The following is a 24,173-nucleotide window of genomic DNA, read 5'->3' on the forward strand; positions in this document are numbered from 1 at the left end:
AAGAGCTCTTATCGCCCCGCCAGGATGGCGATGCGGGGCAACACCTATACTCGCAGGACGGCGCTTTCTGCCCTATAGTGTTTGGTGAGCAATATCGTTCAATTTTGAAACACTCGGTCGTGCGACCGTCGGCGGCTGCACGTCGCCGCGGACAGGGGCAAATCATGGATAGCGATTCCAAGCTGAACATCTTGACCGAGGCCCTGGCTGCTGCCGGGGCCTCGGCATTGGCAATCGATGCGCGGGGGGACGTCGCGATTTCTACCATGAATGACGCGGCTCTTGAGCGGGATGTGGCGGCTTTTGTTACCGAACGCCTCGACCGTATAGGAGACGGCGCGCGTCTGGTTATGGGACGTGCGGGTGCGCGCCTGAGCCTGACCGTTCGCCCCACCGACAAAGAGGGCGGGGGGCTTTGGGTCGCCGTGGTCCGCGAGGTGCGCGGCGCCGCGGCACATGCGGGCATCGAATGGCTCAATGCCGACGAAGTTGAGGCCCGCTACGAATCGAGCGCGTACGGCATCGTTGAGGGGGCGGCCTCGATGGCTGCGCCGGTCGCCGAGAGCTACGCGCGCGGAGTGCCCCTTATGCTCGAGGGCGAGCTGGGGGCGGGTCAGGTCGAGATAGCCAAGCGCCTCTATCTGGACGGTCCTTTTGCCGATCAGCCCTTTGTTTCCGTCGCGCTCGATGAACTCACCGATCGCGGTTGGCGCCATATGCTCAAAAGCTCCGAATCGCCGCTGTTCCAAACGGGGCTGACCCTTTGCATTGAGGGCTGGAACGCGGTTGGCCCCCAGCGCCTCCGCGAGCTCGTTTCCACGATGGCCGACACCGCGTTGGCGACGCGCTGCCATGTGGTGCTGACGGCGAATGACATGCCGGGCGGCAGCGAAAGTGATCAAGCCGCCTTTGTGACCGAGCGCTTCGCCTGTGCGGTGAGCGTGGCGCCGGCAATCGCCGAGCAGGGAGCCGCGTCGACGAAGGCTGCGCGCTATTTGGAATATCTCGCTGATGCATTTGGGACGGCAGCGCCCACGCTGTCTGCCGCGGCGACGAAGACGCTCGATGCTTACCGTTGGCCGCGCAATTATCTGCAGCTCCGCGAGGTCTCGGAACGACTGTATATATTGGTGGGGGCGGGCACGGTGGACCGCGCTGTGGCGGAGGAAGTGCTCGCCCAAGAGGACGTGATTAAGACCGCAACCTTTGGCGCCCCGACGCTCGAAAGCGACCTGTATATCCTGCGACCGCTGGCCGATACCGAGCGAGATATCGCGCATCTGGTTGTAGATCATCTCCACGGCAACCGGACTCGTGCGGCAGAGGTGCTGGGTATAAGCCGTACAACGCTGTGGCGCTTGCTGAAGGACGATGACCGTTGAGCGAGGCGCCCGTGACCGCGCGCGACGCGTGTGCTACAGTCCAAAGCGTTATTGTTTCGATTTGGTTACGGCGTGCGAGGGCATATGGCTGAGACTTCAAAACCGAGCCGCAGAAGACGGAGCGCCGCGCCGGTTAACCGACGCACGACATCGGTGACGTGGGGCAAACACGCCTCGGGGTTTGATGGCTCGTTCAAGCGCACTAAATATGGCTATCCTTCGGCAAGCGCTCGCTTGGCTATGCAGGCCGAGTCGTCGCTGTGGGGCCGCAAGCGCGTGGTGGGCTCAAAGCTCAAGCACGACGGCACACTCGGTTACATCAGCCGCGGGGCGGCTCGCCGCAGCGGGCTCAATCCCGCCGGCTGGCATCGCTACGTGCCGATCATGGTTGTCGTTGCAGCGATCGTCATCGCGCTCGCTGCGCTTGGCTACGCCGGCGGCGGCGCCAACTTGGACGCAATGTTTAAATCGCCCGAGCTCGCGCATGCAGGCACAGAAGTTGTCGAGGGCGCACAGACCCAGACGGGCGTTGTGCCCCAACGCGGTATCGTCGCGGCGGCCACCACCATCGCCGATGCGCAAAAGGACGAGGACGAACAAAGCAGCGAAGCCGAAACGACTCACACGAACGAAACGACGACAACGGCGACGTCAATATAAGTTGCGAGAGGGGTAGCTAAAATAGCCCCGTCCCAAATTAGCTACCCCTATGACGCTCCTGGGTTACCTTACGTAGACCACGTTGTCGCGGCGCGGCTTTGCCTCGGGAAGTGCGTCTTCGGCATAGCCCAGAATGCAGTGACCGACGCCGCGTAGGCTTCCGTCGGCGGGTAGACCCCAGCTGGCCAGTAGCTCCAGACCCTCGGGCGAATCGAAAACCTCATGCGCGCGGTGAATCCAGCACGAATCAACGCCCAGCGCATAGGCAGCATTGAGCAGGTTACCCATGGCAAGCGAACCGTCTTCCAGATGCGTGGGCACGCTGCGGTCGACCAGCACCACCACAACGGTCTTGGCGCCATAGAAGGGGTCGCTGTTGCTGCCCATGACTTGCGCGTTGAGCTGTGAGAGACGCTCAGCGGTCGCGGGGTCGGTGACGGCGACAAACGTCACCGGCTGGCGGCCCATGCCGCTCGGTGCATATTGGCCGGCTTCGATAATACGTGCAAGCTTTTCGGCCTCGACGGGGCGATCGCTGTATTTGCGACAGCTGCGGCGGTGAATGAGCGCTTCGATAGTCTCCATGGTGTCTCCTTGCGATGGCGTTGCAGATGCCCCGTTCATACCCGTCGGGCTCAAACGATAGACGGTCAATTGCCCGGCCAAAAGGATAGATTCCAATTGGGAAAGTGAGTTTGCATAAAAGTGCCTTCAGAATGTGACAAACAAATGGGATGGTTAAACGTTTTATCCCGTCTACCCTGCGGTTTTTTACCACTTGCCTAAATGATGCGCGTATAAGCTCTGATAAAGGTTTTACTAAAGGAGAACCAACGTTTATCAATGCGCTGTGGTGGCGCCGGGCCAGGAGGTAACTATCATGTTCCAGGCTGGAGATGTCGTCGAGACCGATTTCGAAGGATTTCTGAAGCTGCTGCGTTCCAAGACGCGCGCTTTCGTGTCGATCAACGATCACGAGTACTACATCACGCACACCGATGGCTATTGGCGTGTTCAGGATTGCGAGGCCCTCAACGACAAGGGCCACTTTACTGACTGCTCCGAGCTGGTCAACACGGTCTGCGAGGTCGTCGAGCTGCCGTGGATTGCCGGCAAGAGCCTGCATGATAGCTTCTCGGGCGCTACGGTCTATGAGGCAGTCGCCGCTTAACAGGCAATAAAACCCGAATTTCACGTGACCGCTGGCGCTGCCCCCGCGCCGGCGGTCTTTTTCTGCCGATAGGCCATAAAAGTGCAAACATTTGCGGAGCGCCTGTTGACGATAGTCAAAACTCGGACTAATATAGAGATACAAAATTGGTCAAAAATCGGACAATCGAATGGTGGGATAGATGAATAGTGCGGTTACACTGGTCGATTTCGACCGGTTGCTCAATGGACTCGACCATATCTATTCGGAGTTCTCGCGCGCCTGCGGTCTTTCGGACTGCGCTTACTGGATGCTCGTCGATACCAGCACGGCGGGCGGCAGTGTTGCCGTAAGCCGTCTGACAAGCGAATGGTTCTACAGCAAGCAGACTATCAACTCGGCAATTAAAACCTTGACGGCGCGGGGTTTCGCAACGTTGGAGTTTGCCGAAGGCAGCCGTAAGAACAAGGTTGTGCGTTTGACCGAAGCGGGCATGCGGTTTGCCGAGCAATATGCGCTGCCGGCGCAAGAAGCCGAGCAACAGGCTTTCGAAGTGCTCGAGCCCTGGGAACAGCGCGAAATCATGCGCCTAATCGGAAAATTTTCCCATGCGCTCGGCGATGAGTGCGATGCCTTTAAGCAGCATATCGCTGCCGAGAGCCAGGCCGAGAATCAAGGTGAGGGGGAGTCGTGCGACTCTTAATGAGGTTTATGAAGCCGTATCGCAGGCTTGTCGCGGTGACGTTGTTGGTGCTGCTAATCGACAACGTCGGTACGCTGTTGGTTCCTACGATGCTGGCGAACATGGTCAACACCGGCATCACCACGGGCGATGTCGACTACATCCTGCGCAACGGCCTCTACATGCTTATCGCGACCGGCATGGCCAGCGGCGGCGCGGTGTTGGGCTGCTATCTTTCGGCGCGCTTGGCCGCCAACGTGGCCTGCGATATCCGCAATGCCGTCTACGACAAGTCGCTCGAGCTGTCTGCCAGTGACTTTGAGCGCTTTGGCACGGGCTCGATGATCACGCGCTCGCTCAACGACATCAACGTGATTCAACAGGCGATTCTGCAGACGATCCAGCTGGTGCTGCCGGTGCCGTTCCTGGCGGTGGCAGGCATCATCTTCGCCTGGCTCATCGATTCGGCCATGGGCATGCTTCTGGGCGTCGTGGTTGCGATCGTGCTGGTTGCGGCGGTCTTTACGGTTGCCAACGCGGCTCCGATCTTTATGCGCTTGCAGAGTTTTATCGACCGTATGAACGTGGTGCTGCGCGAAAACATCGTGGGTGTGCGCGTCATCCGTGCGTTTAACAAGGAGCGCCATGAGGAGCAGCGCCTGGACGAGGTGTTTAGCGATTACGCGGACAATGCCATTAAGGTCAACCACCTGTTTGTGGGGCTCGACAGCTCCAGCTTCTTTTTGATGAACATCGCCGAGGTGGCGGTGCTGTGGGTGGGCGGCAACCGCGTGGGCGCCCATGCGATGCAAATCGGCAGCATCTCGGCCGTGCTGGAGTACGCGATCCTGATTCTGTTCTTTGTGATGATGGCGCAGATGGTGGTGCTGACACTCCCGCGCGCCGCCGCATGTCTGAACCGCGCGCAGCAGGTGCTGGAGATTGAGCCGAGTATCGTGGATGGCGAACGCACGCTCGACGCGAGCGCGTCCGACTCAAAGGACGGATCGGATGCGGTCGCCGTGTTCGATCACATGTCGTTTCGTTTTGACGATGCCGACGAGGACACGCTGTGCGATCTGAACTTTGCCTGTCGCCGCGGTCAGACGACTGCGATTGTCGGCTCGACGGGATCGGGCAAGTCAACGGTGGCCAAGCTCTTGCTTCGCTTCCACGATGCCACGAAGGGCGCCATTCGCCTGAACGGCGTCGATCTGCGCGAACTTTCGCAAGACGACATCCGCGGGCGTATTGCCTATGTGCCGCAGAAGGCGTGGCTGTTCTCGGGCACCGTGGCAAGCAACCTGCGCTTTGGCAACGAAGACGCGACTGAGGCAGACATGCTTCATGCGCTCCAGGTTGCCCAGAGCACCTTTGTGCTCGATCAGCCGCAGGGGCTCGATACCCCGGTGGCGCAGGGCGGCACGAACTTTTCGGGCGGCCAGCGCCAACGTCTGGCCATCGCCCGTGCGCTCATGAAGCATGCCGATCTATATATCTTCGACGATAGTTTTTCGGCCCTGGACTTTAAGACTGATGCCGCCCTGCGCCATGCGTTGCAAGACGAGACGCGCGACGCTGCGGTGCTCATCATCGCGCAGCGCATCTCGACGATCTTGCATGCCAACCAGATCGTGGTGCTCAAGGACGGCGAGGTCGTGGGCCTAGGCACGCACGACGAGCTCATGGAGACCTGCGAGGTGTACCGCGCTATCGCGGAATCGCAGATGAAGGGAGGTGAGTAGCATGACCGAGGAGCTCAAGAAGCAGGGCGGCGTTGATGACGCCGCTGCCGCGGGATTGGTTGAGGAAACGGCTGCCGCGGTACCCGAGCTGGACGATGCCGCCAAGGCAGCGGCCGAGCGCGAGGCTCGTCGCCAAGCGCTGTACGAGGAAAACGAACGAGCCGAGGACGAGCGCGCCCGTGCCGAGGCAGAGCGTATGCGCGACGTGGACGACGAAGACGAGGACGAGACGCCTCGGGATACCTGGGCGACGGTGCGCCGTTTGTGGAACGAGGCTACCGGCGACCATTGGCGCTTCTATATCGTGTTCGTGAGCATCGTGTTCTACGTCATCTTTAACACCGCCGCGCCGGCATATAGCGCTCATGTCATCGACGAGCTGTGGGGCCATATACAGGTGGCGTTTGCCAACGACACCACCTTCAACATCACCTGGGAGAGCTGCGGCAGAACCATCTTCATCTACTTTTTAATCTGGACGGCCGCCGGATCGTTCTATGCACTGCAGAGTTTTTTGATGTCGAGTGTTGCTGAGCGCCTCAACCTGCGCCTGCGCAACCGCATCGCGCAAAAGCTCAGCCGTCTGCCGCTCGCTTACTTTGATGCGCATCGCCCCGGTGAGGTAGTCAGCCGCGCGACCAACGACCTGGACAAGATGTCCGAGAGCATGCAGCGCGGATTGCTGCAGCTGCTGATGTCGATCGGCACCGTGACGGGCGCCATCATCATGATGTTCGTCTATAGCGTTAGGCTCACGTTGATCTTTTTGGGTTTTACGGCGGTATCGCTGCTGGTGACCAAGGTGGTCTCGCACCGCACGCATGACGTAACCGGTGAGCGCCAGGAATGGGTCTCCAAGATTACGAGCGCGGTTGAGGAGGGTTACTCGGGCCGTCTGGTGATTCGCGCGTTCAACCGCGAACGCCAGAGTTCTGCCGAGGTGCACGAAGCCTCGGGCGAGCTGGCGCGCGTGAGTGCCAAGGCCGACTTTATGATTAACGCCGTCGGCCCTGCGGTGCGCTTTATCGGCCGTTTGGCGCAGATCGTGATCGCGCTGGTGGGCTGCAGTATGCTGGTTGCCGGTCACATGACCGTCGGCGTGTTCCAGGCGTTCTTCCAGTTTATCTACGAGGCGTCCGAACCCATGACGCAGTTGTCGTTTACCTTTAACTCGCTGCAGAGCGCGCTGGCGAGCGCAGAGCGCGTGTTCGACCTGCTCGATGAGCCCGAGATGGAGGCCGATCCGCTGCCGGACGAGGCCGCCAAGCTGCCGGGTCGCGTTGAGGGTCGCGTCGCTTTTGAGCATGTACGCTTTGGCTATTCGCCCGACAAGCCGCTTATGCGCGACGTGTCGTTTACCGCCGAGCCGGGCCAGAAGATCGCCGTGGTGGGAACCACGGGCGCGGGCAAGACTACGCTCATCAACCTGCTCATGCGCTTTTACGAGATCGACGGTGGCCGCATTACGCTCGACGGCGTGGACACGAGCCGTATGGACCGCGGCGAGCTGCGCCAGCAGTTTGGCATGGTGCTGCAGGACGCCTGGCTATTTGATGGCACGATTGCGCAGAACATCGCCTACGGCTGTCCCGAGGCGACGCGCGACGAGATCGTGGCGGCTGCGCGCGCCGCGCAGGTCGACTTCTTTGTGCGTACCATGCCGCAGGGTTATGACACGCGGGTGGCCAACGATGCCGAGAGCATTAGTCAGGGCCAGCGCCAGCTGCTGACCATTGCACGCGTGCTGCTCAACAACCCGGCGATTCTCATCCTGGACGAGGCGACGTCGAGCGTGGACACGCGCACCGAGCTTGCCATCGGCCGCGCCATGGACGCGCTCATGCGCGGGCGCACCAGTTTTGTGATCGCGCATCGCCTGTCGACGATCGTGGATGCCGACCTGATTCTGGTCATGGATCACGGCAACATTATCGAGCAGGGCACACATAAGGAGCTGCTCGCAGCCGAGGGCGCTTACGCCGACCTCTATCTGAGTCAGTTCGCCTAAGGTGACAAAGGGACAGTTCCCTTGTCACATCGAAAAGAAGGCCCGCCGGGGGATTGATTCCCTGGCGCGCCTTCTTGCGTTGATGCGGGTCTGTACCGTCCGCAGCCCTAGCGTTCGTCCACGAGCTTGGCGACGAGGGCCTTGAGCTCCGCCACCTCTCGCTCGAGTTCTTTGACGCGGCGGGCGTTCTCGGTGATGCCTTGGCGGTTGAGGGCACTCTGCTCGGCGGCGTCATCGGGCATGTACTCGCGATGCTGCTTGGCGTCGAAACTCTCCTCGAACACGCGGCAGCCGTTGCGCTTGATGATGCGTCCCGGCACGCCCACGACGGTGCAGTTGTCGGGCACGTCTTTGACGACGACCGAGTTGCCGCCGATCTTGACGTTGTTGCCGATGCGGATGTTGCCGAGCACCTTGGCGCCCGTGCCCACGGTGACGTTGTTGCCGAGCGTTGGGTGGCGTTTGCCGGTCTCGTTGCCAGTACCGCCGAGCGTGACGCCCTGATAGAGTACGCAGTTGTCGCCCACAATGGCGGTTTCGCCGATGACGACGCCCATGGCATGGTCGATAAAGAAGTGCTTGCCAATCTGCGCGGCAGGGTGAATTTCGACGCCAGTGATATGGCGGGTGATTTGCGAGAGCACGCGGGCGAGCGAGCGATGGCCGTGCTCCCAGAGCCAGTGCTCGGGTACGTGGTTCCACTTGGCGTGTAGGCCGGGATAGGAGAGGAAGATGACCAGGCCGTTTTGCGCAGCGGGATCCTGTGCCTGGACGGTCTTGATGTCCTCGCGAATGGTATTGATAAAGCTCACCGGCCGCCCTCCCTTAGCGCCGCGACAATGCAATTCAATAAAGTATAGCGATTCGCTAGGGATTAGAAAGGGCAATCTTGCCTGCTTTGCGCGACAGGTGTCAATTATGCAAACTTGCTGGTAATGAAGTCACGCTTTTGTAAGGTCGTGTGCGTGGCCGTGTCGTAACCGTATACTGGTCAACTTGGACGTGTCCGCGCCCACAACTGAGAGGTTTTACTTCATGGGTTTCATCAATTTTATCGCCGAGCTGCTTAAGGATCCGCGCACTGCGATCGCCGGCTGGATCGCCGCCGGCCCGCTTATGGCGTACGGCTGCGTGTTCCTGATTATCTTTGTCGAGACGGGCGTGGTGTTCTTCCCGTTCCTTCCCGGCGACTCGCTGCTGTTTGCCTCGGGTTTCTTTGCCCACAACGGCGGCTTTAACATCGTGGCTCTGTTGGCCGTCGCATGGACGGCTGCCATCTTGGGCGATCAGTGCAACTTTATGATCGGTCATTTCTTTGGCCAAAAGATCATCGCCTCGGGCAAGGTGAAGGCCATGACGCCCGAGCGTATCAAAAAGTCCGAGGACTTCCTGGACAAGTGGGGCCACCTGGCCATCTTCCTGGGTCGCTTCTTCCCGTTTATCCGCACCTTTGTGCCCTTCATCGCCGGTATGGGCGGCATGCACTGGCGTAACTTTGTCATCTATAACGTGCTGGGCGGTATCACCTGGTCGACGGTCTTTACGCTGCTGGGTTACTTCTTTGGCGGCATTCCCTTTGTGCAGGAGCACTTTGAGCTGCTAATCGTTGGTATCGTTGCCGTGTCGATCATCCCGACTGTGGTCGGTCTGGTTAAGGCTAAGCTGGGCAAAAAGAACGCGTAGCTCGAGCCAGCGCGCAAACCGTGCCGTTGAAGCCCGTCACCGTTTACGGTGGCGGGCCCTTTGCTTCGGTCAAATGAAAATACTTTAGTTAGTTAAAGAAAAACGTTTTATCCAACGCATGCGGGGAGTACAATCTCGTGCATGCGAACCGACGTGCCATCGGCTTTGATGCTGTTCGCGTGTCCCGTCCGGCTCTACGCTCCGGGCGTGCGACGTTGCGACGCGGTCGGCCTCGGTCCTTGCGTGCGGGTTCGCGAGTATGCAACTGTGTATGTAAGGAGCGACATATGGCTGTCGAGAAGAAGGATATCGATTGGGGTAGCCTTGGCTTTGGCTACATGAAGACCGATTACAGCTACGAGGCTCATTGGAAGGATGGCGAGTGGGACGAGGGTGGCCTGACCACCGACCACACCCTGCATGTCTCCGAGTGCGGCGGCATCTTCCATTACTGCCAGGAGGTCTTTGAGGGCCTGAAGGCCTATACCGCCGAGGACGGCAGCATCGTCTGCTTCCGTCCCGACATGAACGCCGAGCGTATGTATAACTCTGCCCAGCGCCTCGAGATGCCCCCGTTCCCCAAGGACAAGTTTGTTGAGGCCGTCAAGCAGGTCGTTTCTGCCAACGCCGCCTGGGTTCCGCCTTTCGGCTCCGGTGCAACCCTGTACGTGCGTCCATTTATGATCGGCTCCGGTGACGTGATCGGCGTGGCTCCCGCTCCTGAGTACACGTTCCGTATTCTCGTGACCCCGGTCGGTCCGTACTTTAAGGGTGGCCTTAAGCCCGTCAAGCTGCGCGTTTCCGAGTACGACCGCGCCGCACCGCACGGCACCGGCAACATCAAGGCCGGCCTTAACTATGCCATGTCCCTCAAGCCCACGATGGAGGCCCATCGCGGGGGCTATGCCGAGAACCTGTATCTCGACTCCGAGTCCCGCACCTATGTCGAGGAGACCGGCGGCGCGAACGTCCTGTTCGTGAAGGAGGACGGCACCCTCGTCGTTCCGCAGTCGCACACCGACTCCATCCTGCCCTCCATCACCCGTCGCTCGCTCGTTCAGGTTGCCGAGGATCTGGGCATGACCGTCGACCAGCGTCCCGTCGAGTGGGCCGAGGTCAAGGCCGGCACCTTCGTTGAGTGCGGTCTGTGCGGCACCGCTGCCGTCATCTCTCCGGTCGGCGAGATCGACAACAAGGTTTACGGCGCCGACGAGACCGTGACCTTCCCGGCTGGCTACACCGAGATCGGCCCTGTGATGAAGAAGCTCCGCGAGACCCTGACGGGCATCCAGTCTGGTGCTGTTGAGGATAAGCACGACTGGGTTTACACCGTCGCGTAATTATCCTTTCCTGTTCGGGCGGAGAGCAAGTTCCCTCCCGGCGCGTCCTCGGACATGCAAGAAGCCCTCGCTGCGCACTTCGTGCGGCGAGGGCTTCTTGCGTTCTGCGGAGTGCGCCGGGAGGGAACTTGCTCTCCGCTCTGCGGGAACGACGTTGTCGCAACAGGCAACAATTAATCTGAATAAAGATGGCGTCCGGCCTTTTGGCCGCGCGTTGTGCGTGGATACGAAAAGGGCCCAAGGTTTGTGCCTTGGGTCCCAAAGGGTTGATGAACTGGCTTAAGACTCTGCCTTGTTGTTTAGAACTTGACGGTCGGGGTCTGGCGGGCGGCCTCAGCTGCCTCGAAGCCCTGGCGCTCCTTAAACTGGAAGATGCCGGCAAAGATGACAGCCGGGAACGTCTGAATGGCGTTGTTGTAGCTGAGCACGCAGTCGTTGTAGCTCTGGCGTGCATAGCTAATCTTGTTCTCGGTATCCTCGAGCGACGCCTGCAGCTGCGTAAAGTTGGTGTTTGCCTTAAGGTCGGGATAGGCCTCGGCTACGGCGAAGAGCTGGCGCAGCGCACCGGTCAGCACGTTGTCGGCTTCCATCTTGGCCTCGGGCGTGGTGGCCTTGACGGCGGTGTTACGCGCGCTGATCACGGCGGAGAGCGTCTCCTGCTCGTGCTTGGCGTAGCCCTTGACGGTCTCGACTAGGTTGGGGATCAGGTCGTTGCGGCGCTGCAGCTGCGTATCGATGTTCTGCCATGCGTTATCGATGCGGTTGCGCTTGGTGACCATGTTGTTGTAGATGCCGGCGATGGCGCAGACAATCACAATAACAACAACGATGCCGATGATGACGGGAAGCATGATGTCTCCGTTTCGAATGGCCGCGGCGGCATGCGCCAGCTGCCGTTGGTATAACGCTACTAGTATACCCGCAACGTTTTGTCGTGCCGAACTTTCCGGTAAGCGTTATGTTTTCGGCGGGGTTGGCACCGGGGCAAAGCGCGCGAGGTACAGGTGTAAGATATGCGACAGATTGACGAGTGTTGTCTTTACCCTGAGGATGGCGATACCAGTGGACCTTCGCATTAAGAAAACCTACCGCGCCCTGTTCGATGCCTTCACCGAGCTTCTCGAGGAGCATCGATTTGAGGACCTGACGGTTGCCATGCTGTGCGACCGCGCCATGATTCGCCGCACGACGTTCTACAAGCACTTTCGCGACAAGAACGATTACTTTGCCTTTTATATCGATGAGCTTATGTCGGGTTTGCCGCAAAAGCGGGCTGGCGAGGGCGGCACGGTGTCGGCCGACGACGTGCGCGTGCTTCGCCACGAGGTGTTCACCGACGCCATGGACCTGATTCTGGCCCATGAGCAGCTCATGGACAACATTTTGGCGAGCAGCATGTCGGGCATGCTGACCAGCATGATTTGCGATCGCATTGCCCGCTCTATCCGCGAGCGTGTGATGAGTGCGCTAGACGAGGACGCGCTTGCGCCCGTGCCGCTCGACACGACGGCTGAGTTTGTCGCCGGCGGCATTATTCGGCTCTTTACTATGTGGTGGGAATCGGGTCACGATCTGGAGCGTCGCTCCGAGATGGCTGACGTTGTCGATGCGCTGTTCGAGCGGACCATGACGCCGGTGCATCGCTAAAAGTGGCGGAGAGAGGGGGATTCGAACCCCCGGAACGCTCCCGCGCTCAACGGTTTTCAAGACCGCCGCATTCAACCGCTCTGCCATCTCTCCGTGAGTCGTAATGATAGCATCGTTTTGAATCTGCAACAGGGAAGGCGAACGATGACGATCACCGAAATCGACGAGAAGTTCATGCGCGAGGCGCTGGCGGAGGCTCGCGCCGCCGCTGCGGTGGGCGAGGTGCCCATCGGAGCCGTAGTGGTGCGCGCGGGCGAGATCGTCGCGAGGGCGCATAATCGTCGCGAGCTCGACCAGGACCCTTCGGCGCATGCAGAGTTCGCGGCCCTGTGCGCTGCCGCTCAGTCGCTCGGTCGCTGGCGCCTTTCCGATTGCACGGTCTACGTGACGCTCGAGCCTTGCTGCATGTGTGCGGGGCTTATGGTCAACGCGCGCGTGGGGCGCTGCGTGTATGGCGCGGCTGATGCCAAGGCGGGCGCCTTGGGCTCGTTGTATGACCTGAATGCCGATTCGCGCCTGAACCATCGGTTTAACGTGACGGCCGGCGTGCTGGCAGACGAGTGTCGTGAGGTGTTGAGCAGCTATTTTAGTGGGCTGCGTGGCACCGATGGTGCTGGCTGCGGTTGTGGGGCCGATCTTGAGGCGCATGCCGCTCATGCCGAGGCACTCGCGTGTGCCGAAGATATTGCCGTTGAGGCGGTCGATTTTGGTGTCGCATGCCGCCGGCCCCGCCGTGTGCTGCTGGCGATTGATTCCTTTAAGGGTAGCGTGTCGAGTGCGCAGGCAGAGGAGGCCGTTGCCGAAGGCATGCGCCGCGTTTGGCCCGATGCCGAGGTGTGCACATTGCTGCTGGCAGATGGTGGCGAGGGAACGCTCGATGCTATCGCCGCATGCGGTGGTGAGCTCTCGGCCTGCGAGGTGGCAGGTCCCTTGGGCGAACGCGTGTCTGCCCGGATGCTGGTGGACGGCGAGCGCGAGTCGGCTATTATTGAGATGGCCGAGGCGGCGGGTATTGGGTATTCGCCCTGTACGGAGTCGGCGGCGTTGGCGGCTTCGACCTATGGCGTGGGCGAGCTCATGCTTCGCGCAGTCCGTGCTGGGGCAAAGACTATCTATATTGGTCTGGGCGGCAGTGCTACCAACGACGGTGGGGCCGGCATGCTGCAGGCGCTGGGCGCGCGTGTGGTCGATGACCAGGGCTGCGATGTCGCCCCCGGTCTTGCCGGCCTTGAGCGGGTGGCGAGCGTTGATTTGGCGCCAGCGCTGCAGGCTTTGGATGGCGCTCGTATCGTTGTGCTTTCGGATGTCGAGAATCCGCTCGTAGGGCGTCGGGGCGCGCTTGCGGTGTTTGGCGGGCAGAAAGGCTTGCCGACGGGTGACGCCGAGGCGCTGAGCAGGTGCGACAGCTGGATGGTCGGCTACGGTCGTCTGCTCGATACGGCAATTGTCGAGGCTCGAGCCCAGGGGTTGTTGCGCGCACCCGAGGGCGCACGGACATTTGGCTCGGTGCTTGGCGTGCCCGGCGCAGGTGCCGCCGGCGGCCTGGGTGCCGCGCTGCTGGCGCTCGGTGCGGAGCTACGCTCGGGCGTGGAGACGGTGCTCGATCTCGTGGGGTTTGACGAGCGTGTACGCGATGTCGACCTGGTCATAACGGGCGAGGGCAATATGGACGAGCAGTCCGCCGCCGGTAAGGCGCCGGTGGGCGTGGCCCGCCGTGCCAAGCGCTATGGCAAGCCGGTTGTTGCCGTCGTGGGCGGTCGTGCCGACAACCTGGATGCGGTGTACGAGCAGGGTATCGACCTTGTCCTGCCGATCTGTCGCAAGCCCATGGACCTGGAGCGGGCACTCGATCCGCAAGAAGCCGCAACCAACCTCATCTGCGCCGGCGAGTCTGCCGCGCGAGCCTACGACCTCGGCCGCCTCTAGAAAAGTAGTCATTTTGGGACGGGGCTTTTTTGACTACCCATCAGTCAAAAAGTAGTCAAAAAAGCCCCGTCCCAAATTAGCTGTCTTGCCCCATCGGGCGGGAGCGGGTAAGATATACCGAGCGCCTAGCGCGTTCGATGGGTTCGGATGACGACATGTTCCGAATCTGGTCAGGTCCGGAAGGAAGCAGCCATAAGGAGCCTCTGTCGGGCATCCGGATCCATCGAGCGCACGGGCTTTCTTTTTGCGCGGTTTTACCAAACCGCGCAATGCTCGACGCTGCGCGCCATCCAGGGCGACAATTTGTCATTCAAAAGGCAAGGCATGACCAGAAGGTCTATGCCTTGCCTTTTTCATGCCAACTTGTTCGCCCTGGATGGCGCTCGCTGACTGCGCCAAGACATCAATGGCTACGTGGTTCAAGAGACGGCGGCGTTGCCATCTGTTTTTACAAGTAAAGAGGCCCGTTTCCCTGGTTTTGGTTGGGGAAACGGGCCTCTTTGTCTATGGGCTTGTAGATTGGTGGGAGCGATATGCTCTGGCAGCTACTTTGAGTTCTTGATGCGACGTACACCCGCGGTGGCTATTCCGAACCCTGCGGCGGCGATTCCTGCGAGTGTGATTGCGCTCGGCGCTGCGTCGCCCGTGTTCGCGAGCTTGCCGTCGGTCGTATCTGCTTGCTTGGTGGAGCTCGATGGAGCGTATTTGCCGGTCGCGGGCGAGCTGGCGGGCTGTGCCGTTTCGGCCGGCTGCGCTGAGCTGGAGGGTTTTGTCGTCTCGGCGGGTTTCGTTATCTCGGGCGAGGTGGCCTTGTCTGCCGCGGCCTTTGCCTCTTCGTATGCCTTGCAGGCGTCGTCATAGGCCGCTTGCGCCTTTTCCAAATCGCCGAGGAGTGCATTTCGCTTGGCTATGTCCTCGTCGATGTGGGCTTTAGCTTCCTCTGCCTCACTTTCGAAATACTGAACCTGTTTTTCCTGGCTTTCGAGCCGGCGTTGGTAGCGGTGAAGATCATCTTCACAAGATTCTTCTCGCCTTTCTGCCGCCATGATCTCACTGCGCAACTGCTTAATATGCTCCTTAATAGCTGTGCTGGGCGCCTCGTCGCCGAGCTCCTTGAGTACCTTATCTAATTCTGCCTGAAGGCCGCTTGTCCGGTTGTGGGCCTCATCGTATTTGGCTTGGGCTGCATCGACGTTCGCTTGCATGGCGGGAAGGGGTTCCCTCCGTTTGGCGGCTTCCGTCACCACCATGTCGTGGATCTCTTGAAAACTGGCAATGTCATCATCGATTTCCGCAAGTTTCTCGGGACTTGCGGCGTCTTTTGCGGCTTCGAGGTTTTTGAGCGCTTCCTGCATGGCTGCATACGCTCTTTCTTTTGCGGCGGCCGCGTCTTCTGTCTGCGGGGCGCCCGAATTGCCGTTGGCGGCGCTCGTCTGCGAAACGGCCGCACCGGTGGGGGAACTGGTTTCTGCCGCGATCGCCGTTGCGGGGGCGATTCCCGCGACAAGTGCCGCGGAAAGGGCGATGCCCACAGTTGCTCGTCTTGCTCTTCTTGCGAGAATGTCGTTCATCTCGGCACCTCATTTCCAGAGTCGGCGACTAACTTGGTAGCACTAATGTAAGTATACCAAGCTAGTTGACCCGACACTGGCTGGGTGTGCGCGTATACCCCTCTGAAAACCGAATCCCATTAGAAATGACGAGTTGTTTACGCTTCTTTTGGGCTCACCGTACTATCATGGTTCGAATTGAGTGTGAATGATGATGGGGAGCGCCTTTTTATGATTGAGCTGCTCAGGCGTTTTGGTGGAAAGTTTCGCCGCTATATGGTGATCGGCCCTGCGTGCAAGTTGATTGAAGTGATCTTTGACCTGCTTACGCCGCTGGTGATTGCCCAGATGATCGATAAGGGCATTGGGGCGCACGATGTGAACGCTGTCGTCCGTTACGGCGTGGTGCTCGCCGCCATGGCTGTGATCGGCATCTCGTTTACGCTCGTCTGCCAAAAGATGGCGGCGCTCACCTCGCAGGGCATGGGCACCGACATTCGCGGCGCGCTCTACGAGCACATCAATAAGCTGAGCTACGCCGAGCTCGATCGCTTTGGCACGCCGTCGCTCATCACCCGCATCACCAACGACGTTAACCAGGTGCAGCTCGCTGTGGCTCTGGGCGTACGCATGTTCATCCGCTGGCCCTTCTTGGCCGCGGGCTCCATGGTCGCGGCCCTTGCCATCGACCTTAAGCTCGGCATGATCTTTTTGATTTGCACGCCCGCCATCGGCTTGGTGTTTTGGTTTGTCATGGCGCGCTGCATCCCGTACTACAAGCAGCTGCAGGCAAAGCTCGATCGCATCGCGCTTATCTGCCGCGAAGGTCTTTCGGGCGTCCGCGTGGTTCGCGCCTTCGTGCGCGAGGACCACGAGCGTGAGCGCTTTGCCCAAGCCGCCGATGACCAGGCCAATACTGCCATCGCGGTGGGCAAGCTCTCATCGATTCTCAACCCCGTCACGTTTTTGGTGATGAACCTAGGCGTGTGCGCCATCCTGTGGGTGGGCGGCATCCAGGTCAACGTGGGCGAGCTCACGCAGGGTCAGGTTATGGCGTTTGTAAACTACATGACGCAGACCCTCACCTCCATCGTGTACGTTGCCAACCTGGTCGTGGTCTTTACCAAGGCGAGCGCCAGTGCGTCGCGTATCAACGAGGTGCTCAATTGCGTGCCGAGCGTTACCGACGAGGACAACGAGCCGGTCGCACTGCCCAAGCCGGGCGCGACGGGCAATGCCGCCCCGGCCCCCGCGCTGAGCTTTGACCATGCGAGTTTTTCGTTTGGCGCGGGCGCGGCAAATGCCGTCGACGATGTGACCCTGGAGCTGCCGCTGGGCAAGACGCTCGGAATCATCGGCGGCACGGGCAGCGGCAAGTCCACGCTCGTCTCGCTTATTCCGCGCCTGTATGATGCGGGCACCGGCAGTGTGAGCGTGATGGGTACCGACGTGCGCATTTGGCCACTCGATCAGCTGCGCCATGTGGTTGCGACCGTACCGCAGCGCGCGTCGCTGGTGAGCGGCACCATCCGCAGCAACCTGACCTGGCGCGACGAGGCGGCAACCGACGAGGAGCTCTGGGCGGCGCTCGATATGGCGCAGGCCAGCGAGTTTGTGCGCAACAAGCCACAGGGGCTCGATGCCCCGGTCGAGGCGGGCGGCAAGAACTTCAGCGGCGGTCAGCGCCAGCGCCTGACCATTGCGCGTGCTCTGGTGGGCTCGCCGCAGATCCTGATTATGGACGACTCCGCCTCGGCGCTCGACTTTAAGACCGACGCGGCGCTTCGCCATGCCATCCGCGAGCGCAGCGTGCGCGGTGCCGCCGAGGGCGGGCTGCCGCTGACGACCGTCATCGTGAGTCAGCGCGTCTCGACCGTGCGCGACGCCGACATGATCTGCGTACTCGATCACGGCTCGGTTGCGGGCCTGGGCACACATGACGAGCTGTATGCAAGCTGCCAGCTCTACCGCGAGATTTGCCAGTCGCAGCTGCGCCGCGAGGAGCTCGAGGGCCAGCAGGGGAGCGCGGCGTCCGCGTCCGCCCCGACTGCCCCCGCATCCGTCTGCACAAAGGAGGGCTGTTAGATGAATCCGTATACTTCCTCCGGTTCGGTCGCCACGATGACGGCCAACGTGTCCGGCAACGATAACCTCAACGACCTGGGCGACGGTCCGCGCCAGCCCGGCGATCCCGAGCGCTATCCCGTGGGTGCGGTGACTCGCCGCCTGTTGGGCTACGTCCGTCCGCATCGCATTTCGTTTGCGGCGTCGTTTGTGAGCGCCGCCATCTCCGTTATCTTGCAGCTCTACACACCTATTCTCATTGGCGAGGGCATCGACCTGATTGTTGCCGCGGGCCAGGTGGATTTCGACGCACTGCTGCCGCTCGTCACCAAACTCTCGCTCGTCGTGGTGGGAGCCGCGGCCTTCCAGTGGCTGCAGGGCTACTGCGTTAACCGCCTATCCTACGAGACGGTGCGTGACATGCGCGTGGAGGCGAGTGATAAGCTCAGCCGCATGCCGCTCGGCTTTATCGACAGCCATGCCCACGGCGACCTCATGAGCCGCGTGGTCAACGATGTCGATCAGGTGGGCGACGGTCTGCTGCAGGGCTTCACGCAGCTCTTTACCGGCGTTATTACCATCGTGGGCACGCTCGCGTTTATGTTCTCCATCAATCTGACCATGACGCTCGTGGTGGTGCTCGTCACGCCGCTTTCCATCTTTGCCGCCGGCGCCATCGCCAAGCTCTCCAACAAAAGCTTTACGGCTCAACAGCGCATTCAGGGTCAGCTTGGCGGCCATATCGAGGAATACGTGGGCGAGCAGAAGCTTGTCGACGCCTTTGCCTACGGCCCGCGCTCTCAGCAGCGCTTCGATGCCCTCAATGCCGAGCTCTACACCGCGGGCGAGCGCGCGCAGTTTATGGGTTCGCTCTCCAACCCTGGCACGCGCTTTATCAACAACATCATCTATGCCGTGGTCGCTGTGATCGGCTGCGTGGGCGTGATCACGGGCGTGCCCGCGGCGCTCACGGTGGGCGGCGTGCAAATCTTCCTGTCCTATGCTAACCAGTACACCAAGCCGTTCAACGAGGTCACCAACGTCATTACGCAGATCCAGACGGCGTATGCCTCGGCGCGCCGCATGTTCGCGCTGCTCGATGCGTGCGAGCAGGAGCCCGATGCGGCGGATGCCGTGGAACTTGCTGCCCCGCAGGGTGAGGTGACTTTTGAGCATGTGGACTTTAGCTACGTGCCCGACCGCAAGCTGCTGCAGGACATTTGCATCGAGGCCAAACCCGGCATGCGCTTTGCCCTGGTCGGCCCCACAGGCTGCGGCAAGACGACGCTCATCAACCTGCTGCTGCGGTTTTACGATATCGATGCCGGACGCATCATGGTCGATGGCCAGTCTTCGCGTGACTACACGCGCGCAAGCCTGCGCCGCGCCTTTGGTATGGTGCTGCAGGACACCTGGCTGTTCGAGGGCACGGTGGCGGATAACATCGCGTACGGTTGTCCCGACGCCACGCGCGAGCAGGTCATCGAAGCCGCCAAGCGTGCGCATGCGCACAAGTTTATCGTGCAGCTGCCCGACGGCTACGATACGGTGATCGGCGAGGACGGCGGCACATTTAGCCAGGGCCAAAAGCAGCTGCTGTGCATCGCGCGCGTCATGCTCACCGACCCGGCGATCTTGCTGCTGGACGAGGCGACCTCGAGCATCGATACGCGCACCGAGCTGCAGGTGCAGGCGGCATTCGACGAGCTCATGGCTGGCCGTACAAGCTTTGTGGTGGCGCACCGCCTGTCGACGATCCGCAACGCTGACTGCATTCTGGTCATGCGCGACGGCCAGATTATCGAGCGTGGCACACACGACGAGCTGATAGCGGCAGGCGGCTTCTATGCCGAGCTCTACCGCAGCCAATTCGCCCAGTAGGGAATACCGATTAGCGGCAGATGGTTTACATCTGCGCCGTTAGTACTAAGATATGCTTCTAACAAATTGCATTAATGGCTCGAGTTTCGGGGGAAACGAGGCAACGTGACTACGACGTGCTCTTTGGTGGTTAACAGCAAGAGCGGTAATACCAGGATGGTTTCGGGTGCGATCAAGCGCACTCTGCAGGCTGCGGGCGTTGAGTTTGTCCACGCTGCGGCGTTGAGCGACGATGCGGACGCAGATCAGGTTGAGCTCGAGGCGCAGGGCGCCTGCGCGGCCGACACGGTGCTCGTCGGTTTTTGGTGTGACAAGGGCGCGTGCACGCCTTCGGTCGCGGCGTTGCTCTCCGCCTTGCACGGTAAGCGCGTCTTCCTGTTTGGCACCTGCGGCTTTGGGGCCGACCAGAGCTATTACCAGCAGATTATTGATCGCGTAACTTCCAATTTGGCTGGGGATGCCGAGCTTGCGGGCTGGGCGATGTGCCAGGGCAAGATGGGCCCCGCGGTCAAGCAGCGCTACGAGGCCATGCTCGAGCAAGATCCCGATAACGTCCGATTTAAGATGCTGCTCGACAACTGGGTTGCCGCGAAGGACCATCCCACCAAGGAAGACCTGGACAACATGGCTGCAGCCGCCAAGAAGGCCGTGCTGGGAGAGTAGCTTCGCCGTTCGCGGTCCTTCGTGCAAAACAATACAAATGTGAAAGCCTCGAGATTCTCGAGGCTTTTTCTTGACACTTGTGGACGCAACCACTGCAAGCGTTTGGGGCGACATTTTCCATCACCCCGATGACAAGCCGCGTTCCAGCAACTGGGCGTCTGTCCGGGCGGAGGCATATAAGGCTCATCGCGAGTTCCGCACGCAAAGGAGGCCACTTAATGTGGCCTCCGTCTTGCGCAGGACTGTCCGAGCAGGGAACCTTATATGCCTCCGTCCGGACAGACGTTTCAGTTATGAGCGACCCGCTACTTAATCTTGGTTGTTCCCGGTGCCAGGTTGGGGTCGGTCTCGTTGGCCTCGGTCTGGAAGTGCTCGGTGTACACGTTCTTGCCGTCGCGGAACATCTCGTAGTACTGCATCTTGGCGTAATCCTCGCGCGCCTTGGTGGCGGCTGCGGCAGCGGCGTCGTCACCGGTGACGTTGGAGGAAAGCGCCCAACGCAGGCTGGCGTCCTCGTAGCCCACGGAGTTGATAGCGGGCAGCGACTCGCGCAGCGTCATGTGCGCCTTCTGGTAGTCGGTCAGCGGGGCGCCGATCAGCTGCATCAGCTGGGTAGACAGGTAGTTGGTGGACAGGTCGTCGACCTCGCTCGTCTGGTCGCAGCCGGCAACGTCGTAGTTGGCCCAAATGATGTAATCGGTCTGCCACAAGCGCTCCTGGTGCGTGGCGTCGTCCTCGCCGGTAAACCACTTATCGTTGAACTTGGACGGGAAGAACGGCTGATGGTCGCCCCAGAACACCACGACCACCTTGCGGTCGAGCTTGCTCAAGGCGTTAAGGAAGTAGCGCAGCGCCTGGTCGGACTGCTCAATGCACGAAACATACTCGTCGACATCGGAGAGCGTACCGTCCTCGACGGTCTTGGTGTCCAGGTCGGTCGTGTCGATGTTCAGGTGCAGCTGCTTGTCGACCGGCAGCAGGCCCGTGTCGTAGCCCGAGTGGTTCTGCATGGTCACGTCGAAGATAAACTGCGGATCGGCGTTCTGGTCGAGCAGCTCAAGAATCTTGTCGTAGGTAGCCTGGTCGGTCACCATGCCGCGTAGGGTATCGGCGCCCTGGAAGTCGTTGATGGACAGGAACTGGTCAAAGCCAAAGTCCTTGTAGACGTTCTCGCGGTTCCAGTTAGTCGCGTGGTTGGGGTGCATGGCCGTGGTGGAATATCCGAGCGACTTGAACTGCTCTGCCAGGTTCCCAGTCGTTTCCATGTTGTAGATGGTGTAGGGGTACACGCCCGAGCCCAGGTTGGCCATGGAGTTGCCGGTCATAAACTCAAACTCGGTATTGGCGGTACCGCCGCCGTAGGCGCTTACATAGAGCTTGCCGCGGCTGAGGCAGTTGGACAGGCTCTTAAAGTGCTGCGGACCCTCGTAGCCGGCGCGCATGTTCTGATAGATCGACAGGTCCGAGAAGGTCTCGTTCATGATGGCGATGACCGTGGGCTTCTCGCTGTCGAACTGCTCCTCTGCGGCGGCGCGCTCGTCGCTCTTGGCCGCGTTGGACTTGTCGTAGGCCTTGGCGTACTTTTTGAGCGTGGCCTTGGCATCGTCGACGGAGTAGTCGGCGGGTTTGGGCGGCTTAATGGACTGTGCCGCACTAATAAAGGCAGGCAGGTAGCCCTCGCGCCAGTAGCTCTCGAGCGGGCGCCAGGTGTAGACGGTGATGCCGAGGGTGTTGTAGTAGTCGATGAGCGTGACGTGTGCGGTAACGCCGCCCAGGCACAGCACCGCCACGAGCAGGTTGGTGAGCAGCATGCGCTTGGCGTTGGCGGTACCCTTCTGACGATGCGGTGCCACTAGGCCGGCGTACTCGCATAGCAGCATGGCGATGGCGGTAAAGCCCATGGACAGCACGCAGAACAGCGAGATGGAGAAGGTGTAGCCGTTGCCGGCGACTGCGGCGGCAGTGGAGATGGCCGAAAGGTCGCCCGGCTGGATGGGCATGGATTTAAACGTGATGACGAAGAACTCGGCAATGCCCAGGATAAAGAGGGCAAAGGCCAGGACGGCCGGAGCTGCGCCATGGCGCTGGAACAGGAAGAACAGGCCGACCATGAGCACGGTGATGATGGCCCACTCGAGCAGGATGCATAGGGGATAGACCCAGGTAAAGTCGTGGTTGGACGAGACCTCCATGCCCAGCAGCGCAAAGACGCCGGCGAGCAGCAGGCACAGGACGGCGGCGACGAGCGGTTTGCCCACAAAGGCGCCGCGCAGGCGGGCGAGCTTGCCGGTGGGGGCGGGAGCGTCGGGCCCGGCAAACGCAAAGACGCGCGGGGCGATGCGGTCGCGGGCGATGCTGGCCCAGGCGCAGCCGGTAAGGATGGCGTTGGTCAGGATGAGCATCACAAAGGCGAGCGGCTCGTTTTGGGCGACGAGGCCAATGGCGCCCCAAATGGTCAAAAAGAGCTGGAACAGGCCGAAGACGACGCTCCACCCAAGAGCGCTTTTGGCAACGGTGCCCGACTGAGCGCGAATGGCCTTGGCCTCGCGCAAGACAAGGTAGATGGTCGCCGCAAGACCGACGAGCGAGATGGCGGCTGCGAACATGCTGAGACTCCTCACAAACTTAAAACCTACGAAAGCGGGGGTTTACCCGATTGTTAGCAAGATATGCGCTGCAATTGGTGGCTGCGCACAACCAGCCATATTAACGCGCACGTGTGGCGGTGTGGCGCAATGTAGTGGCGACCTGCGCGATAATGGACGGGAATTACACGGAAACGTAAAGGCTTCTTAAAGAAATGGCGAGGGTAGGGCGATGAGCGAGCAGGTTTGTATGACAGGCGCCGAGTACTGCGGCGGAGCTGCGGGCGTGGATACGTGCGGCTATCCGGTCGAGACTACGGGCAACACGGTGCTGGACATCTTGGAGCATCGCTCGTCTACGCGTGCCTTCGCGCGTGATGACGACGACTGTCCCGTGGCGGTGACTGACGAGCAGCGGGCGGCGATTTTGCATGCGGCGAGTCGCGCGCCGTCGGCGGGCGCCATGATGATGTATTCCATCGTGAGCATTCGCGAGCAGGCCACATTGGACCGCCTCGCCGACCTGTGCGATTACCAGCCCATGATCGCCAAGGCGCCCTGGGCACTCATATTTGTGGTCGATTATGCCAAGTGGATCGATCTGTTTGAGCACGTGGGCTGCTTTAAGCCCGAGTTTGTCGAGCGCACGGGCAAGGCGCCCCGTCGTGCACCGGGTCTGGGCGACTTTGCCATCGCGGCGCAGGACGCCGTGATCGCCGCGCAAAATGCCGTGGTCGCCGCCGAGGCCCTGGGGCTGGGGAGCTGCTACATCGGTGATATCGTCGAGAATGCCGAGGAAGTCGCCTCGCTGCTGGACTTGCCTCCCTATACCATGCCGCTGTCGATGCTCATCATCGGCACGCCCCGCAAGGAGCGTCCGGCAATCGCGCATCCCGTGGTGAACCTGGTGCACGAGGAGCGCTACCGCCGCGCCGATACCGCGACCATGGACGCGCAGGTGGCCGAGATGGACGCGATGTTCCGTCCGCATGCCCGCGAGGCAGGCGAGCGCGTGGTGGATATCTACACCCGCAAGCACACGAGCCCCTTTATGGCCGAGATGAGCCGTTCCATGGAGTGGTGGTTCAAAAACTGGCTCGGCAAGTAACGAATGCGGCGATGTGACAAAGGGAAAGTCCCTCTGTCACATTCCATATCGCCGTGGTGGCCTAAAGGCCGTATAAATGTTTATCTAGCTGGGAAAACG

Annotated in this window: 19 protein-coding genes, 1 tRNA gene and 1 other RNA gene; 15 read left to right on the top strand and 6 right to left on the bottom strand. The window is 60.7% G+C overall.

Translation table 11 applies throughout. From position 1 onward, the window contains the following. Positions 1-164 precede the first annotated feature (164 nt). Both DXB98_RS05675 and DXB98_RS05680 read left to right on the top strand, forming a co-directional pair. A complete protein-coding gene (locus tag DXB98_RS05675) occupies positions 165-1,382 on the top strand; it encodes a helix-turn-helix domain-containing protein (RefSeq protein ID WP_117734863.1) in 1,218 nt (405 codons plus the stop codon). A gap of 84 nt (positions 1,383-1,466) precedes the next feature. Further along, entirely contained in the window at positions 1,467-2,042 is a 576-nt protein-coding gene (locus DXB98_RS05680; RefSeq protein WP_147326603.1) for a hypothetical protein, read from the top strand. 63 nt (positions 2,043-2,105) lie between these two features. Here the strand turns inward: DXB98_RS05680 and DXB98_RS05685 are convergent, their stop codons facing one another. Further along, positions 2,106-2,627: a nitroreductase gene (locus DXB98_RS05685; RefSeq protein WP_117734865.1), complete on the bottom strand. Its 522-nt coding sequence runs from the start codon at positions 2,625-2,627 to the stop codon at positions 2,106-2,108. A gap of 295 nt (positions 2,628-2,922) precedes the next feature. On the opposite strand from DXB98_RS05685, the gene DXB98_RS05690 reads away from it, so the two are divergent. The 4 genes from DXB98_RS05690 to DXB98_RS05705 all read left to right on the top strand — a co-directional run bounded on the left by DXB98_RS05690 (position 2,923) and on the right by DXB98_RS05705 (position 7,627). Next, the gene (locus tag DXB98_RS05690) at positions 2,923-3,213 is read left to right on the top strand and encodes a hypothetical protein (RefSeq protein WP_006235631.1); all 291 of its coding nucleotides are present in this window, start codon (positions 2,923-2,925) and stop codon (positions 3,211-3,213) included. A 181-nt stretch (positions 3,214-3,394) separates the two neighbouring features. Further along, positions 3,395-3,895 carry a MarR family winged helix-turn-helix transcriptional regulator gene (locus tag DXB98_RS05695; protein ID WP_117734866.1) on the top strand — a complete coding sequence of 167 codons (501 nt, stop codon included), beginning with the start codon at positions 3,395-3,397 and terminating at the stop codon, positions 3,893-3,895. Continuing rightward, positions 3,895-5,619, top strand: coding sequence for an ABC transporter ATP-binding protein (locus tag DXB98_RS05700; protein WP_117734867.1), 1,725 nt, complete (start codon positions 3,895-3,897; stop codon positions 5,617-5,619). Before DXB98_RS05695 ends, DXB98_RS05700 begins: the two co-directional genes overlap by 1 nt. A gap of 1 nt (position 5,620) precedes the next feature. Next, positions 5,621-7,627: an ABC transporter ATP-binding protein gene (locus tag DXB98_RS05705; RefSeq protein WP_199407130.1), complete on the top strand. Its 2,007-nt coding sequence runs from the start codon at positions 5,621-5,623 to the stop codon at positions 7,625-7,627. Between the two features lie 107 nt (positions 7,628-7,734). Here DXB98_RS05705 and cysE read toward each other — a convergent pair whose 3' ends face one another. After that, positions 7,735-8,439, bottom strand: coding sequence for a serine O-acetyltransferase (gene cysE / locus DXB98_RS05710; RefSeq protein WP_117717063.1), 705 nt, complete (start codon positions 8,437-8,439; stop codon positions 7,735-7,737). Positions 8,440-8,662: 223 nt separating this feature from the next. On the opposite strand from cysE, the gene DXB98_RS05715 reads away from it, so the two are divergent. Next, positions 8,663-9,310, top strand: coding sequence for a DedA family protein (locus tag DXB98_RS05715; RefSeq protein WP_117743441.1), 648 nt, complete (start codon positions 8,663-8,665; stop codon positions 9,308-9,310). 287 nt (positions 9,311-9,597) lie between these two features. After that, positions 9,598-10,650: a branched-chain amino acid aminotransferase gene (locus tag DXB98_RS05720; protein ID WP_117734869.1), complete on the top strand. Its 1,053-nt coding sequence runs from the start codon at positions 9,598-9,600 to the stop codon at positions 10,648-10,650. A 299-nt stretch (positions 10,651-10,949) separates the two neighbouring features. Here DXB98_RS05720 and DXB98_RS05725 read toward each other — a convergent pair whose 3' ends face one another. Further along, positions 10,950-11,501, bottom strand: coding sequence for a LemA family protein (locus DXB98_RS05725; RefSeq protein WP_199406608.1), 552 nt, complete (start codon positions 11,499-11,501; stop codon positions 10,950-10,952). Between the two features lie 211 nt (positions 11,502-11,712). Between DXB98_RS05725 and DXB98_RS05730 the strand changes: the two genes are divergently transcribed. Beyond that, positions 11,713-12,297: a TetR/AcrR family transcriptional regulator gene (locus tag DXB98_RS05730; RefSeq protein ID WP_117734871.1), complete on the top strand. Its 585-nt coding sequence runs from the start codon at positions 11,713-11,715 to the stop codon at positions 12,295-12,297. Between the two features lie 3 nt (positions 12,298-12,300). Here the strand turns inward: DXB98_RS05730 and DXB98_RS05735 are convergent. Further along, a tRNA-Ser gene (locus tag DXB98_RS05735) sits at positions 12,301-12,390 on the bottom strand. Positions 12,391-12,441: 51 nt separating this feature from the next. Here DXB98_RS05735 and tadA point away from each other — a divergent pair. Both tadA and ffs read left to right on the top strand, forming a co-directional pair. Beyond that, positions 12,442-14,223, top strand: a complete 1,782-nt coding sequence (gene tadA, locus DXB98_RS05740; RefSeq protein WP_117743442.1) for a tRNA adenosine(34) deaminase TadA — start codon at positions 12,442-12,444, stop codon at positions 14,221-14,223. Positions 14,224-14,357: 134 nt separating this feature from the next. Continuing rightward, an RNA gene (gene ffs / locus DXB98_RS05745) (signal recognition particle sRNA small type) lies at positions 14,358-14,453 on the top strand. Between the two features lie 315 nt (positions 14,454-14,768). Here the strand turns inward: ffs and DXB98_RS05750 are convergent. Beyond that, positions 14,769-15,794 carry an LPXTG cell wall anchor domain-containing protein gene (locus DXB98_RS05750; protein WP_117743443.1) on the bottom strand — a complete coding sequence of 342 codons (1,026 nt, stop codon included), beginning with the start codon at positions 15,792-15,794 and terminating at the stop codon, positions 14,769-14,771. Positions 15,795-16,004: 210 nt separating this feature from the next. Here DXB98_RS05750 and DXB98_RS05755 point away from each other — a divergent pair, with 210 nt between their 5' ends. The 3 genes from DXB98_RS05755 (at position 16,005) to bilS (ending at position 20,381) form a co-directional block, all read left to right on the top strand. Further along, positions 16,005-17,858: an ABC transporter ATP-binding protein gene (locus DXB98_RS05755; protein WP_117743444.1), complete on the top strand. Its 1,854-nt coding sequence runs from the start codon at positions 16,005-16,007 to the stop codon at positions 17,856-17,858. After that, complete coding sequence (locus DXB98_RS05760) at positions 17,859-19,718, top strand: ABC transporter ATP-binding protein (protein WP_117743445.1); 1,860 nt, start codon at positions 17,859-17,861, stop codon at positions 19,716-19,718. Between the two features lie 105 nt (positions 19,719-19,823). Continuing rightward, on the top strand, positions 19,824-20,381 hold the full coding sequence (gene bilS / locus DXB98_RS05765; protein ID WP_233505103.1) for a flavodoxin family protein BilS: 558 nt from the start codon (positions 19,824-19,826) through the stop codon (positions 20,379-20,381). A 305-nt stretch (positions 20,382-20,686) separates the two neighbouring features. On the opposite strand, the gene DXB98_RS05770 is transcribed toward bilS, so the two are convergent. Next, entirely contained in the window at positions 20,687-22,987 is a 2,301-nt protein-coding gene (locus DXB98_RS05770; RefSeq protein WP_117743447.1) for an LTA synthase family protein, read from the bottom strand. Between the two features lie 211 nt (positions 22,988-23,198). Between DXB98_RS05770 and DXB98_RS05775 the strand changes: the two genes are divergently transcribed. After that, positions 23,199-24,074 (top strand): nitroreductase family protein, encoded by an 876-nt coding sequence (locus DXB98_RS05775; protein ID WP_117743448.1) that lies wholly within the window; start codon positions 23,199-23,201, stop codon positions 24,072-24,074. The last annotated feature ends 99 nt before the right edge of the window (positions 24,075-24,173 follow it).

It is taken from the genome of Collinsella sp. OM07-12, assembly GCF_003438275.1.
GTDB lineage: Bacteria > Actinomycetota > Coriobacteriia > Coriobacteriales > Coriobacteriaceae > Collinsella.

What these genes read in the sequence shown, in the direction of transcription:
- DXB98_RS05775 (WP_117743448.1), top strand. Translation starts at nt 23,199, where the DNA reads ATGAGCGAGCAGGTTTGTATGACAGGCGCCGAGTACTGCGGCGGAGCT.
- DXB98_RS05715 (WP_117743441.1), top strand. Translation starts at nt 8,663, where the DNA reads ATGGGTTTCATCAATTTTATCGCCGAGCTGCTTAAGGATCCGCGCACT.
- DXB98_RS05750 (WP_117743443.1), bottom strand. Translation starts at nt 15,794, where the DNA reads ATGAACGACATTCTCGCAAGAAGAGCAAGACGAGCAACTGTGGGCATC.
- DXB98_RS05755 (WP_117743444.1), top strand. Translation starts at nt 16,005, where the DNA reads ATGATTGAGCTGCTCAGGCGTTTTGGTGGAAAGTTTCGCCGCTATATG.
- DXB98_RS05690 (WP_006235631.1), top strand. Translation starts at nt 2,923, where the DNA reads ATGTTCCAGGCTGGAGATGTCGTCGAGACCGATTTCGAAGGATTTCTG.
- DXB98_RS05770 (WP_117743447.1), bottom strand. Translation starts at nt 22,987, where the DNA reads ATGTTCGCAGCCGCCATCTCGCTCGTCGGTCTTGCGGCGACCATCTAC.
- DXB98_RS05725 (WP_199406608.1), bottom strand. Translation starts at nt 11,501, where the DNA reads ATGCTTCCCGTCATCATCGGCATCGTTGTTGTTATTGTGATTGTCTGC.
- DXB98_RS05705 (WP_199407130.1), top strand. Translation starts at nt 5,621, where the DNA reads ATGACCGAGGAGCTCAAGAAGCAGGGCGGCGTTGATGACGCCGCTGCC.
- DXB98_RS05720 (WP_117734869.1), top strand. Translation starts at nt 9,598, where the DNA reads ATGGCTGTCGAGAAGAAGGATATCGATTGGGGTAGCCTTGGCTTTGGC.
- DXB98_RS05700 (WP_117734867.1), top strand. Translation starts at nt 3,895, where the DNA reads ATGAGGTTTATGAAGCCGTATCGCAGGCTTGTCGCGGTGACGTTGTTG.
- DXB98_RS05680 (WP_147326603.1), top strand. Translation starts at nt 1,467, where the DNA reads ATGGCTGAGACTTCAAAACCGAGCCGCAGAAGACGGAGCGCCGCGCCG.
- DXB98_RS05675 (WP_117734863.1), top strand. Translation starts at nt 165, where the DNA reads ATGGATAGCGATTCCAAGCTGAACATCTTGACCGAGGCCCTGGCTGCT.
- DXB98_RS05760 (WP_117743445.1), top strand. Translation starts at nt 17,859, where the DNA reads ATGAATCCGTATACTTCCTCCGGTTCGGTCGCCACGATGACGGCCAAC.
- DXB98_RS05685 (WP_117734865.1), bottom strand. Translation starts at nt 2,627, where the DNA reads ATGGAGACTATCGAAGCGCTCATTCACCGCCGCAGCTGTCGCAAATAC.
- DXB98_RS05695 (WP_117734866.1), top strand. Translation starts at nt 3,395, where the DNA reads ATGAATAGTGCGGTTACACTGGTCGATTTCGACCGGTTGCTCAATGGA.
- tadA (WP_117743442.1), top strand. Translation starts at nt 12,442, where the DNA reads ATGACGATCACCGAAATCGACGAGAAGTTCATGCGCGAGGCGCTGGCG.